This window comes from Streptomyces sp. CLV115 (genome assembly GCF_038448545.1).
Lineage (GTDB): Bacteria > Actinomycetota > Actinomycetes > Streptomycetales > Streptomycetaceae > Streptomyces > Streptomyces sanglieri.
Genome location: NZ_JBCEWQ010000029.1, coordinates 1 through 12,528, shown reverse-complemented (window position 1 = coordinate 12,528; position 12,528 = coordinate 1). Strand labels below are relative to the sequence as shown.

General features: G+C 72.9%; 13 protein-coding genes and 2 pseudogenes. 9 read left to right on the top strand and 6 right to left on the bottom strand.

The features are described from left to right. Window positions 1-218 precede the first annotated feature (218 nt). The gene (locus AADR41_RS13380) at window positions 219-1,082 is read left to right on the top strand and encodes a glycoside hydrolase family 16 protein (RefSeq protein WP_342281587.1); all 864 of its coding nucleotides are present in this window, start codon (window positions 219-221) and stop codon (window positions 1,080-1,082) included. Between the two features lie 250 nt (window positions 1,083-1,332). Here AADR41_RS13380 and AADR41_RS13375 read toward each other — a convergent pair whose 3' ends face one another. Continuing rightward, window positions 1,333-2,775: a dihydrolipoyl dehydrogenase family protein gene (locus AADR41_RS13375; RefSeq protein ID WP_342281586.1), complete on the bottom strand. Its 1,443-nt coding sequence runs from the start codon at window positions 2,773-2,775 to the stop codon at window positions 1,333-1,335. A 113-nt stretch (window positions 2,776-2,888) separates the two neighbouring features. Here AADR41_RS13375 and trxA point away from each other — a divergent pair, with 113 nt between their 5' ends. Further along, the gene (gene trxA, locus AADR41_RS13370) at window positions 2,889-3,260 is read left to right on the top strand and encodes a thioredoxin (protein WP_342281585.1); all 372 of its coding nucleotides are present in this window, start codon (window positions 2,889-2,891) and stop codon (window positions 3,258-3,260) included. 159 nt (window positions 3,261-3,419) lie between these two features. On the opposite strand, the gene AADR41_RS13365 is transcribed toward trxA, so the two are convergent. Both AADR41_RS13365 and AADR41_RS13360 read right to left on the bottom strand, forming a co-directional pair. After that, a complete protein-coding gene (locus AADR41_RS13365) occupies window positions 3,420-3,764 on the bottom strand; it encodes a hypothetical protein (RefSeq protein ID WP_342281584.1) in 345 nt (114 codons plus the stop codon). A 90-nt stretch (window positions 3,765-3,854) separates the two neighbouring features. Next, a complete protein-coding gene (locus tag AADR41_RS13360; protein WP_342281583.1) occupies window positions 3,855-4,877 on the bottom strand; it encodes a LacI family DNA-binding transcriptional regulator in 1,023 nt (340 codons plus the stop codon). Window positions 4,878-4,941: 64 nt separating this feature from the next. Here AADR41_RS13360 and AADR41_RS13355 point away from each other — a divergent pair, with 64 nt between their 5' ends. The 3 genes and pseudogenes from AADR41_RS13355 to AADR41_RS13345 all read left to right on the top strand — a co-directional run bounded on the left by AADR41_RS13355 (window position 4,942) and on the right by AADR41_RS13345 (window position 6,089). After that, entirely contained in the window at window positions 4,942-5,136 is a 195-nt protein-coding gene (locus AADR41_RS13355) for a hypothetical protein (protein ID WP_342281626.1), read from the top strand. Window positions 5,137-5,160: 24 nt separating this feature from the next. After that, a pseudogene (locus tag AADR41_RS13350) lies at window positions 5,161-5,502 on the top strand (hypothetical protein); the annotation flags it as partial. 119 nt (window positions 5,503-5,621) lie between these two features. Further along, window positions 5,622-6,089: a type II toxin-antitoxin system PemK/MazF family toxin gene (locus tag AADR41_RS13345; protein ID WP_342281582.1), complete on the top strand. Its 468-nt coding sequence runs from the start codon at window positions 5,622-5,624 to the stop codon at window positions 6,087-6,089. Here the strand turns inward: AADR41_RS13345 and AADR41_RS13340 are convergent. Beyond that, window positions 6,074-6,976, bottom strand: coding sequence for a TIGR02452 family protein (locus AADR41_RS13340; RefSeq protein ID WP_342281581.1), 903 nt, complete (start codon window positions 6,974-6,976; stop codon window positions 6,074-6,076). The two genes, AADR41_RS13345 and AADR41_RS13340, sit on opposite strands and share 16 nt — an antisense overlap. Before the next feature lie 148 nt (window positions 6,977-7,124). On the opposite strand from AADR41_RS13340, the gene egtA reads away from it, so the two are divergent. From egtA to egtD, 4 genes are read left to right on the top strand one after another with little or no spacing between them, the layout of a single operon-like run. Next, window positions 7,125-8,444, top strand: coding sequence for an ergothioneine biosynthesis glutamate--cysteine ligase EgtA (gene egtA / locus AADR41_RS13335; RefSeq protein WP_342281580.1), 1,320 nt, complete (start codon window positions 7,125-7,127; stop codon window positions 8,442-8,444). Beyond that, entirely contained in the window at window positions 8,441-9,784 is a 1,344-nt protein-coding gene (egtB, locus tag AADR41_RS13330) for an ergothioneine biosynthesis protein EgtB (RefSeq protein ID WP_342281579.1), read from the top strand. The genes egtA and egtB overlap by 4 nt, the downstream gene beginning before the upstream one ends. Then, window positions 9,784-10,539, top strand: coding sequence for an ergothioneine biosynthesis protein EgtC (gene egtC / locus AADR41_RS13325; RefSeq protein WP_342281578.1), 756 nt, complete (start codon window positions 9,784-9,786; stop codon window positions 10,537-10,539). The genes egtB and egtC overlap by 1 nt, the downstream gene beginning before the upstream one ends. Further along, window positions 10,536-11,498 carry an L-histidine N(alpha)-methyltransferase gene (gene egtD, locus AADR41_RS13320; protein ID WP_342281577.1) on the top strand — a complete coding sequence of 321 codons (963 nt, stop codon included), beginning with the start codon at window positions 10,536-10,538 and terminating at the stop codon, window positions 11,496-11,498. Before egtC ends, egtD begins: the two co-directional genes overlap by 4 nt. Here egtD and AADR41_RS13315 read toward each other — a convergent pair. Both AADR41_RS13315 and AADR41_RS13310 read right to left on the bottom strand, forming a co-directional pair. Continuing rightward, window positions 11,441-12,355 (bottom strand): lysophospholipid acyltransferase family protein, encoded by a 915-nt coding sequence (locus AADR41_RS13315; protein WP_342281576.1) that lies wholly within the window; start codon window positions 12,353-12,355, stop codon window positions 11,441-11,443. The two genes, egtD and AADR41_RS13315, sit on opposite strands and share 58 nt — an antisense overlap. Next, window positions 12,352-12,528: pseudogene (locus AADR41_RS13310) on the bottom strand (GNAT family N-acetyltransferase); the annotation flags it as partial. The gene AADR41_RS13315 and the pseudogene AADR41_RS13310, both read right to left, overlap by 4 nt.

The window sequence follows — 12,528 nt, the reverse complement described above, 5'->3', positions numbered from 1 at the left end:
CCGTCCCGGGCCGCGGCGCGCCGTGTCATGAGGCCCCGAGCCCGAGCGGTCCGGCGGCGATCGAATGCAAGAAGTGTGGTCCGTACCAAGGTATTGACAGCCCCTTGGTTCACTTCTTAAATCGCATGAAGAACCAAGACCTCTCCCTGCTCCCCCACAACGGGCATTTGTCATAGCCATGACATGAGCTCGCTCCACTCCGCACGGGAAGGACCCCCATGACCTCTCCCCGCCGTCTGCTGGCGGCCGCGCTCTCCGCGCTCGCTCTCGTCTCCGCCTCGTCCGCGCTCGCCTCCGGGGCGCCCGCCCCCGGACCCCGCACCACCGCGGCCACCTTCACCGACGACTTCGACGGCCCGGCGGGCGCCGCCGTGGACGGGGCCAAGTGGCAGATCGAGACCGGCGACAACGTCAACAACCATGAACGGCAGTACTACACGGCCGGGAACAACAACGCGGCACTCGACGGCCAGGGCCATCTGGTCATCACCGCGCGCCGCGAGAACCCGAACAACTACCAGTGCTGGTACGGGACTTGCGAGTACACCTCGGCCCGGCTGAACACCTCCGGCAAGTTCACCCAGACGTTCGGTCACGTCGAGGCGAGGATGAAGGTGCCGCGCGGCCAGGGCATGTGGCCGGCCTTCTGGATGCTGGGCGACGACATCGGTCAGGTCGGCTGGCCGAACTCGGGCGAGATCGACATCATGGAGAATGTCGGCTTCGAACCGTCCACGGTCCACGGCACGTTGCACGGTCCGGGCTACTCCGGCGCGGGCGGCATCGGCGCCGCGTACACCCTGCCGGGCGGCCAGGCGTTCGCCGACGACTTCCACACCTTCGCCGTCGACTGGGCTCCCGGCTCGGTGACCTGGTCCGTGGACGGAAACGTCTACCAGCGCCGTACGCCCGCCGACCTGGGCGGCAACAGCTGGGTGTTCGACAAGCCCTTCTTCCTGATCCTCAACCTCGCGGTGGGTGGCTACTGGCCGGGCGACCCCGACGGCGGCACCTCCTTCCCGCAGCAGCTCGTCGTCGACCACGTGCGGGTCACCACCAGCGATCTCCGGCCGCCGGCCTGACCGCACGGCCCGCACGGCCCGCACGGCCCGCACGGCCCGCACGGCCCGCACGGCGGGCACGGCCCGCACGGCGGGCACGGCCCGCACGATCCGCCGGTGGCTCGCCGGACCGGTGACAGGCGACCGGTGACCTGTCACCGGTCACCGGTCGCCTGTCACGGGTTACCGGTCGCCTGTCGCCTGTCGCCTGTCGCCTGTCGCCTGTCACGGGCTACCGGTCACCGGCCACCGCCGGGCCCGCAGCGCGGGCCTACGCGTCCCGGTAGGACTCCAGCAGGCGCAGCCAGACCTCGCTGATCGTCGGGTACGCGGGAACGGCGTGCCACAGCCGGTGGACGGGGACCTCGCCCGCGACCGCGATCGTCGCCGAGTGCAGCAGCTCGCCGATGCCCGGCCCCACGAACGTGACGCCGAGCAGCGTCTCCCGGTCGAGGTCCACGATCATGCGGGCGCGCCCCCGGTATCCGTCCGCGTACAGGCCGGAGCCGGCCACCGCCGCGAGGTCGTGATCGACGGCCCGGACCCGGTGGCCGGCCCGTTCGGCCTCGGCGAGGGTGAGGCCGACCGAGGCGGCCTCCGGGTCGGTGAAGACGACCTGGGGGACGGCCGCGTGGTCGGCGGTGGCCGCGTGGGCGCCCCAGCGGTCGGTCTCCAGCAGTGGTGCGCCGGCGGCACGGGCGGCGATCGCGGCGCCCGCGATGCGTGCCTGGTACTTGCCCTGGTGGGTGAGGAGCGCCCGGTGGTTGACGTCGCCGACGGCGTAGAGCCAGGGCATGCCGTCCACGCGGCAGCTGTCGTCGACGGTGAGCCAGGTGCCGGGCTCCAGGCCCACCGTCTCCAGTCCGAGGTCTTCGGTGCGCGGGGCCCGGCCGGTGGCGAAGAGGATCTCGTCGGCCTCGATCTGTTCGCCGCCGTCCAGCTCCACGGTGACCGGGCCGTCCGGGGCCGCGCGCCGCACGGCGGCGACCGAGGCCCCGGTGCGGATGTCGGCGCCCGCCTCGGTGAGCGCCTGCCCGACCAGTTCGCCGGCGAAGGGCTCCATCTTCGGCAGCAGGCCCTTGCCGCGAATCAGCATCGTCACCCGGGCGCCGAGGGCCTGCCAGACGGTGGCCATCTCCACACCGACCACACCGCCGCCGACGATCACGAGGCGACCGGGCACCTTCTTGGCGCTCGTCGCCTCCCGGCTGGTCCAGGGGCGGACCCCGTCGATGCCCGGCAGGTCGGGCACGACGGCGCGGCTGCCGGTACAGACGGCAACGGCGTGGCGGGCGGTGAGCAAGTGTTCGGTGCCGTCGGGCGCGGTGACGGAGACCGTCTTCGTGCCGGTGAGCCTGCCCCGGCCGCGGTAGATGTCCGCGCCGATGCCCTCCAGCCAGGCGACCTGTCCGTCGTCCTTCCAGTGCGATGCGTACGCGTCGCGGTGGGCGAGGACCGCCGCGGTGTCCAGCGGCCCCTGCACGGCCTCGCTGAGGCCCGGGACGCGGCGGGCGTCGGCGCGGGCCACCACCGGGCGCAGCAGGGCCTTGCTGGGCATGCACGCCCAGTAGGAGCATTCGCCGCCGATGAGCTCCACCTCGACGACCGCGGTGCTGAGCCCGGCCGCACGGGCCCGGTCGGCGACGTTCTCACCCACCGGACCCGCTCCGATGACCACGACGTCGTACTCGGCGTTCACTGAAGGATCTGTCATGGGGACAGTCTGGTCGTGGGTGTGCGCCGCGGCCACATGGGCAGGCGGAATAGCGCAAGCGCAGGCACCGTTGTTCGGACAGATCCGAGCGGGCACAGGAAGAGGTACAGACAATGAGCACCGTTGAGCTCACCAAGGAAAACTTCGATCAGGTCGTCAGCGACAACGACTTCGTCCTGATCGACTTCTGGGCTTCCTGGTGCGGCCCGTGCCGGCAGTTCGCGCCGGTCTACGACGCGGCTTCGGAGCGCCACGACGACCTGGTCTTCGCCAAGGTCGACACGGAGGCACAGCAGGAGCTGGCGGCGGCCTTCGAGATCCGTTCCATTCCCACGCTGATGATCGTCCGGGAGAACGTGGCGGTGTTCGCGCAGCCCGGAGCGCTGCCGGAGGCGGCGTTGGAGGATGTGATCGGGCAGGCGCGGAAGCTGGACATGGACGAGGTCCGCAAGTCCATCGAGGGGCAGCAGAAGGACGGGCAGTAGGCGCCGTACGCTGCCGGAGCCTCCTTGGCTCCCCGTTTTCCATGTCCTGGTTTTCCACGTCCTGCGCGTTGCGCGCGGGTGAGGGGCCCGGCCGGGCGGGCCGGGTCCTTCGTCGTGTCCGGCCGTGGCCGGCCGGGCCCGGGAGCGCCTGGTTCGGCCTCAGCGGTCCGCGTCGGCTCCGGCTTCCCTCTCCCGGATCCTGGCCGAGAGGCCGAAGGACAGCTCGGCGCCGTCGACCAGCAGGGCCTCCACCGTGTGTGTCTCGGGGTCGATGTCCGCGACGATGCCCTCGCCGGAGTACCGGGGGTAACCCGACGCCCCCGTCTCACCGGTCGCCGACACCACGGCCGAGCGGACGGCCCCGCCGGGCCCGACGTCATCGGGTTCGGCGGCATCGGACTCGGCGGTGTCGCGCTCGGCGTCATCGACGGTGGCGCCCTCGGCGGTGGCGTCCTCGGCGATGCTCGGGACCAGCAGGATCTCGTAACTCTGCGGATGGCTCATGGTCATGACGCTAGGCATGCGGCGGGTGGTGCGCACGTTGCCGCGCTGGCACCCGGTGCGGTCCGGCCCGCCGGGCCCGTTCCCGGCGCCTCAGGCGGATTCACGCCCGACCGCCCCGACCCGCAGCAGGTCGTGGTGTTCGGGGGCGGCTCCGGGGTGCCGCACCAGCCGGTCGACGAGATCCGCCAGCGGCTGGGCCGTGGCCAGCTCCATCCGTACGGTGCTGAGCCGGGGCCGCAACAGCCTGCCCAGCATCAGATCGTCGGCGCCGACCACGGCGGTCTCGCGGGGCACGTCGATGCCCGCGTCCTGAAGGGCCCGCATCAGGAGCATCGCGTATTCGTCGTTGTAGGCGAACACGGCGTCGAGGTCCAGGGTGCGCCAGCGGTCCGCGAGCCGGGCGGCCGACTCCTCCTCGTACCGCAGCGGCAGTGGCTCGATCCGGGCCCCGTGGGGCCGGGCGGCCTGCCGGGCCCCGGTCAGCCGGGGTTCGGCGAACAGGTCGAGGCCGCTCTCCTCGGGCATCACCACACCGATCCTGCGCCGTCCGCGCTCCAGCAGCAGGCCCACCGCGCAGCTGCCGACCTCCCGTTGGTCCATCACCAGCGCGTGGACACCGGGCACCGGCCGGGGGCCGAGGGTGATCACGGCCTTGGCCCCGGATCGTCTCAGCAGACCTGCCCCCTGCGGGGTGAGGGGGATAGTGCCGGGGGCGATCACGGCGACGGGACGCAGTTCGGCCCAGGCGCGGGGTGCGTCGTCGGGGTCCAGGCCGGTGCTGCCGTACTGGACGACGGTGTAGTCGAGGCGGCGCAGCCCCGATTCCAGTTCGTGGAAGAACCGGTGGTGGAGCGGGCCGGTCGGGAAGGCCGCGGTGGGCAGCAGCACCATCCGGGTGTGTCCGGCACGCAGGCTGCGGGCCGCGGCGTGCGGGACGTAACCCAGTTCGGTGGCTGCCTCCCTGACCCGGCCGCGGGTGGATTCGCTGATCCGCACGGTGGGGCTGTTGTTCAGCACGTACGAGACGGTGGCCCTGGAGACCCCGGCGAGCCGTGCTACGTCGGCGCTGGTGGGGACGGGGCGTTGGGCGGGCTGGTTCGGTAACTGGCTCATGGCGTCGGGCAGTCTTCCAGACCTGTCGTGCGTGGGTACGCTCCGGGGCAAGGCTGAACCCTCGATGGCGGGGCTGATCGGCCGGGTGACCGGAACGGTGGGACCGGGGCCGGTCCGCGAGGTGATGGTACGGATCCGGGGCGGCGCCGAGCACTTTCTCGCTCATCCGGCGTCCGCGAAGGAGCGGATCGAGGTGGGCACGGTGGTGACGGTGCTCGGAAATCTGCCGCCGCGCATGGTCAAGTTGACTTCCGTGTAAGGGAGTTGAGGTCCGCGCCGGATCCTTTTGACGGCCGGGGCGATCAAGGCGCGGGCCGCCGCCCCGGCGGAGAATCAGGAGGCGGTCGTCGCCCGGCAGCCGGCGGAGAAGTGGCCGGAGACCGTCCGGGCGGGCGCGGGTGCCTTCGGCAGTGCGGACCACATGGTGCCCGCCGAACGGGGCCGACGGCATGTCGGACATGTTCGCGAAGGCGCTGCCATGAGCGGCACGGGTGCGGGCCCGGCCCGGCAGTTGCCCGCGACGACGGGCCGGAGCGGTCCGGCCGAACCCGTGCCGCGGGTGAACGGGGGTGGCTCCGGGGACTGGGGCCTCGCCGCAGAAACGGCGGATCCCGGTGACGGGTGATCAGGAGGACGGCGCGCCTTCCTGACCGGACCCGGCCGGCGGTGGCCGGTGTGCCCCCGATCCGGGCGCGCACCGGCCCCGCTCCACGGATTCGGCCGCACAGGTCATACGGTGTGGGGATGACCATCCAGCACCGTGACGACAGCATCGACACCTCGGCGGACTTCCCCGGCCGCACCGGCACGACCGCCACCTCGGAGGCCGACCCGCGTGATGTGGGGCCGGTACGCACCTCGTACGCCCCCGACCGGGACGGCGACCCCGACCCCGGCGAGATCGTCTGGACGTGGGTGCCGTTCGAGGAGAACGACGGGCGCGGCAAGGACCGCCCGGTTCTGGTGGTGGCCCGCGAGGAGACGGGCACGCTGCTCGCCGTGCAGCTCTCCAGCAAGCAGCACGACCGGGACCGCGAGTGGGTGGCGCTCGGGGCCGGCCCGTGGGACAGCTCCGGCCGGCCGTCGTGGGTCGATCTGGACCGGGTCCTGCGGGTGCACGAGGACGGCATGCGGCGCGAGGCCTGCGCGCTGGACCGGGACAGGTTCGACCTGGTCGCCGGGCGGCTGCGGGAGCGCTACGACTGGAGGTAGGGCCCCTGGCCCTGCCCCAACCCGTGCTCCTCGCCCCGGCCCCGTTCCGGCCCGTGCTCCTCGCCCCGGCCGAACGTCCGCTCGAAGGCGGTCCGGGTGGTGGCTTCGGGGCTGCGGTCGAGGATGCCGAAGACGATCTGCTCGAAGTGACCGGCGAACCTGCCGCCGTCCAGGAGCAGCGCCCGGAACACCCCGGCCACCTGTGCCGGATCGTTGCGGAACACCCCGCAGCCCCAGGCGCCCAGCACCAGCCTGCGGTACCCGCGTACCGCCGCGACCTCCAGCACCCGCTCCGCCCGGGAGGCGAGCGCGGCGGGGATGCGGTGGGCCTCCTCGGGGGTGCGGCTGCCGATGACTCCGGCGTTGGGCGCCGGGGAGGTGAGGAAACCCGCAGTGTACGGGGTGTCGAGCAGCCGCCCGCGGTCGTCGCGGAACACCGGCACACCCGGTGAGTGAATCACCCGGTCGGTGTAGAAGGCGCTGCGTTCCGCCCGGTGGTGGGCGTAGTAGTCGGGGGCGCGCAGCAGGGTGGCGTACAGGGCGGAGCCCCGGCACAGCGCCTCTTCCTGGGCCTGGGCGCCGTTGAGGTAGCCGCCGCCGGGATTGCGGGCGGAGGCGTAGTTCAGGACGGCGACCTTGCCGGGGCCCTCGCCGGTCATCCGTTGCGCCGCCCGCAGGCTGCTCTCGCCGGTGACCTCGACGGCCGTGGTGCGGTCGGAGTCCAGCGCCGCGACCGGCACCGGCTCGGGGCCGTACAGCCTGGTTCCCGAGAGTGCGGTGGTCAGGGCGCGCTCGATGCTCACCTCGCGCCCGTCCGGTGTGCGGTAGCGGCCGGCCTCGACGATGGCCTCGGTCTCACGCGCGATGCCACGCAGTCGTGCGCTCATCGGTACTCCCCCGTGTGGTGCATACGGGGCATGCTCGGCGCTCCGACGGCATGGACGCAACCGGATTTCCGATCCGAAGGGGCACTCTTGTGCGATCCATCCGCAGGGGTTTGGGTGGTGGGGAGGCACCGAGAAGAGGAGGCCCGGCATGTCGTCCGACACCCCCTGGGAACACGGCCCGCCCGGCCAGCCCCCGCCGCTCGGCGAGGGCGAGGCCGAGGATTTACTGCGCTGCATCTGTTTCAAGACGGGACCGCCCCGCAAGGTCGGTGTGGAACTCGAATGGCTCATCCACGACCGGGATCGACCTCACGTCCCGGTACCGCACCACCGTCTCGACGCGGCCGCCGGCATCGTCCGGGGCCTGCCCCTGAGCGCGGCGCTCACCTTCGAGCCCGGCGGCCAGCTGGAGCTCAGCTCGCGCCCGGCCGACTCCCTGATGGCATGCATCGATGCCACCGCCGACGATCTCACCGCGGTACGCGACGCCCTGGACGGGGTGGGTCTCGTGCCGGTGGGATTCGGCGTCGATCCGTGGCACCCGCCACGCCGTCTGCTGCGCGAACCCCGCTACGACGCCATGGAGGTCGCCTTCGACCGGTCGGGACCGGCCGGTCGCGCCATGATGTGCACCACCGCGTCCGTCCAGGTGTGTCTGGACGCCGGGGAGGAGGAACCGGGTCCGCTCGGCTACGGGCGGCGCTGGCAGCTGTCCCATCTGCTGGGCGCCGTCCTGGTGGCGGCATTCGCGAACTCCTCCTTCCGGCACGGTCGCCCGACCCCCTGGCGGTCCGCCCGGCAGTCGCTGTGGGCCGACCTCGATCCGTGGCGGCCTCTGGCACCGCCCGGCCTGCTGCCGCCGCGCGACGCCTGGGCGACCCATGTGCTGGACACCCCGGTGATGTGCATCCGGGAGGAGACCGGCCCCTGGTCCGTGCCGGAGCGGCTGACGTTTCGCGAATGGATCCGTACCGGCGCGCCGAGACCACCGGTTCGCGCCGATCTCGACTACCACATCAGTACGCTCTTCCCGCCCGTGCGGCCGCGCGGCCATCTGGAGCTGCGCATGATCGACGCCCAGCACGGTGCGGACGGGTGGCTGGTGCCGCTCGCCGTCACCACTGCCATGTTCGACGACCCGGAGGCCGCCGAGACCGTGTACCGCACCGTGAAACCGCTGGCCGAGACGGCCGGGGCGGAGCCGGCGCCGCGCAATCCGCTCTGGGTCGGTGCCGCCCGTGACGGCCTGGCCGATCCCGAACTGCGGGCGGCGGCGGTGGCCTGCTTCGAGGCCGCACTGGAGGCGCTGCCCCGGTTGGGGGCCACCACCGCCGTGCAGGACGCCGTGGCCGGCTTCAACGACCGTTTCGTGGCCCGGGGCCGATGTCCGGCCGACGATCTTCCCGAACTGCTCGCGCCGGGCCCGCCCGGTGGTCCGGGCCGCCCCTGGGAGGGGTCCCGCTCATGACCGATTCCGCCACACCCACCGGCTCCGCTCCCGAAGGGGCGGACCCCGAGGCACTGCGGCAGCGCGCCCTCGCCGCGCTGCTCACCGCCCGGGAACGCACCGCGCTGCTCACCGACAGTGTGGACGACCACGAACTGACCGCCCAGCACTCGCCGTTGATGTCCCCGCTGGTCTGGGACCTCGCACACATCGGCAACCAGGAGGAGCTGTGGCTGCTGCGCGCGGTGGCCGGGCGGGAGGCGATGCGCCCGGAGATCGACGGGCTGTACGACGCCTTCGAGCATCCCCGGGCGACCCGCCCCTCGCTGCCGCTGCTGGCCCCCGCCGAGGCACGTACATATGCCGCGGAGGTACGCGGCCGGGCCCTGGACGTCCTCGACGGTGCCGCGCTGGACGGCGGCGGTCCGCTGGTGCGGTCGGGGTTCGCCTTCGGCATGATCGCCCAGCACGAACAGCAGCACGACGAAACGATGCTGATCACCCATCAGCTGAGTTCGGGGACGGCCGTGCTGACCGCGCCCGTGCCGCCGGCCGTCACCGACGCCGCCGGCCTGCCGGCCGAAGTCCTCGTCCCGGGCGGCCCGTTCACCATGGGGACGTCCACCGAGCCGTGGGCCCTGGACAACGAACGCCCGGCGCATGTGCGCGACGTACCGGGCTTCTTCATCGACACGACCCCGGTCACCTGCGGCGCGTACCAGGCGTTCATCGAGGACGGCGGCTACACCGAGCGGCGCTGGTGGCGGCCCGGGGGGTGGGAGATGGTCCGTGAGCACGAGCTGGCCGCTCCCCTGTTCTGGCACCGGGACGCCGGCCGGTGGCTGCGCCGCCGCTTCGGGGTCACCGAGGAGGTTCCCGCGAACGAACCGGTGCTCCACGTCAGCTGGTACGAGGCCGATGCGTACGCCCGTTGGGCCGGGCGACGGCTGCCCACGGAAGCGGAGTGGGAGAAGGCGGCGCGCCACGACCCGGCGTCGGGGCGTTCGCGGCGCTACCCCTGGGGCGACGAGGACCCGTCCCCGGAGCTGGCGAACCTGGGGCAGCGCCATCTGCGGCCCGCACCGGCCGGCGCGTACCCGGGGGGACAGTCGCCTTGCGGCGTCCGGCAGTTGATCGGTGATGTGTGGGAGTGGACGTCGAGCGACTTCCTCCCCCATCCCGGCTTCTCGCCGTTCCCGTACCGCGAGTACTCCGAGGTGTTCTTCGGGCCGGACCACAAGGTACTGCGCGGCGGTTCGTTCGCCGTGGACCCGGTGGCGTGCCGGGGTACGTTCCGCAACTGGGACCTGCCGGTGCGACGGCAGATCTTCTCCGGCTTCCGCACCGCCAGGGACATGTGATGTGCCGTCATATCGCCTACCTGGGGCCGATGGTGCCGCTGGGCGAACTGCTGACCCGGCCGCCCCACTCATTGGTACGCCAGTCCTGGGAGCCGAGGGAGCAGCGGCACGGGACCGTCAATGCCGACGGTTTCGGCGTCGGCTGGTACGCGGACGGCGATCCGGTGCCCGGACGCTACCGGCGCCCGGGGCCGGTCTGGGGCGACCAGACCTTCGCCGACCTGACCAGGGTGGTGCGCAGCACGGCGCTGCTCGCCGCCGTCCGTGATGCCACCCATGCGGACGCCGACGGCGAGGCGGCGGCCGCGCCGTTCGCCGCCGGGCCGCTGCTGTTCAGCCACAACGGTGTGGTGCAGGGCTGGCCGCACTCCTTGGCCCCGCTCGCCGCGGGCCTGCCACCGGCCGAACTGCTCGCCCTCACCGCCCGCTGCGATTCGGCCCTCGTCTGGGCCCTCGTACGGCACCGTGCGGCCGTGGGCGACCCACTGCCGCAGGCCGTCGCCGACACCGTGGTCGACGTGGCGGCCGCGGCGCCGGGATCGCGGCTGAATCTGCTGCTCACCGACGGCGCGACGATCGTGGCGACGGCCTGGGGCGACACCCTGTCGTACCTCGCCGAGCCCGGTCTGCGCACGGTGGTGGCCTCGGAGCCCTACGACGACGATCCGCGCTGGCGCACGGTCCCCGACCGCACCTTGCTGACGGCGACCCGTGCCGACGTTCTGCTGACCCCGCTCAAGGAGCCCACTGCGTGAGTCCCTTTCTGCTGACCCGCACCCTGCCGGTGGACGCGACGGACGCGGCGCTGCGCGCCGATGTGCTGCACGGTCTGACCCGGCACCCGAAGACACTGCCGCCCAAGTGGTTCTACGACGCCCACGGCAGTGAGCTGTTCGAGGAGATCACCCGGCTGCCCGAGTACTACCCGACCCGTGCCGAGCGGGAGATCCTGATCGACCGCGCCGACGAGATCGCCCGGGCCGCCGGGGCACGGACCCTGATCGAGCTGGGTTCCGGCTCGTCGGAGAAGACCCGGCACCTGCTGGACGCGCTGGACGCACTGCACAGCTACGTACCGGTCGATGTGAGCGAGAGCGCGCTGCGCGGGGCTGCCGAGGCCCTGCTCGCACAACGGCCCGAGCTGTCCGTGCACGCCCTGATCGCCGATTTCACGGGTGGTCTGGCGCTGCCGGGCACGCCCGGACCCAGACTGATCGCCTTCCTGGGCGGCACGCTCGGCAATCTGCTGCCCGCCGAGCGCGCGGTGTTCCTCAAGTCGGTACGGTCGCTGCTCTCCCCCGGCGACGCGCTGCTGCTCGGCACGGACCTGGTGAAGGAGGAGAAGGTGCTGGTCGCCGCGTACGACGATGCGGCGGGGGTGACCGCGGAGTTCAACAGGAACGTGCTGCGGGTCGTGAACCGGGAGCTGGGGGCGGACTTCGACCCCGCCGGCTTCGACCATGTGGCGCTCTGGGATCCGGAGCACGAGTGGATCGAGATGCGGCTGCGGGCCCGTCGGGCACACACCGTGAAGATCCCGGAGCTGGATCTGGTGGTGCCCTTCGAGGCCGGCGAGGAACTGCGTACGGAGGTCTCGGCGAAGTTCCGCAAGGAGGGGGTCCGGGCGGAACTGGACGCGGCCGGGCTGCGGCTCGATCAGTGGTGGACGGATTCCGGCGGCCGGTTCGCGCTCTCGTTGGCGATGGCGGTCTGAGCCCGGCGGGCCAGGTCGCGGCGGTCCGGCCGGCCGGGCGCCGGGATCTGCGGAAGTACGCGGATCTCGGCGGTCAGGCCCGCCGCCGTCACCACCCGCCACAGTGAGGCGATGAGCGGATCGTCCCCGACGAACGCGGCCGCACCGGCCGGTGCGGTGTTCTCGTGACCGGCCCGGCGGCAGCCACTGACGGGCCCGGTCCGGCCGGTCGTTCCGGTGGGCCGGGGCGGCTCGACGCGGTAGCTGAGACGTACCGGCCGGACCGTGGCGCCCGCGTCGATCGCGGCCTGGAAGGCGGCCGGTGCGAAGCGGCCGCCGGAGCCGCGCCCGCACCAGGTGGTGCCCTCCGGGAAGACGACCACGCGTGAACCGCCTCGCAGCGCCGAGCCGATGGTGCGCACGGTCGTGGGCAGTGCGCGCAGTCGGTCGCGTTCGACGAAGAGTGTGCCGCCCCGGGCGGCGAGCGGGCCGAGCAGCGGCCAGCCACGTATCTCGCTCTTGGCGAGCATCCGGCCGGGGAACACGGCCGCGACCAGCGGGATGTCCAGCCAGGAGATGTGGTTCGCGACGACGAGCGTGCCCGCCGCCCCGGATGCCGTGCCGGGGCCGGCCGGTGTGCCGACGATCCGCACCCGCACCCCGAAGGCGCGCACGACGCCGTACGCCCAGCGCCGGATCAGCCGTTCCCGCCGTGCCGCGCCGAGCACCGCCACGAACGGTGCGCCCAGCGCCCCGGCCGTGATCCACAGGCATCCGGCGAGCAGCAGGGCCGCGGCGGCCGGGCGGCCCCGTATCCGGCCGTCGTGACCGGCGCAGGTGCCCGGGGTGCAGGGGGCGGTGGGCAGCCAGGGGTTCATCGCAGCGGGGCGAGGGCGAGGAAGTGGCGCAGGTAGCGCGGGTCGGTGCGGCGCAGCGACAACAGTACGTACAGGTCGGCGACGTTGAAGTCGGGGTCGTGGGCGGGTGCCCCGCACACCCGGGCGCCGAGGCGCAGATAGCCGCGGAGCAGCGGGGGGAGCGTGGCGAGACC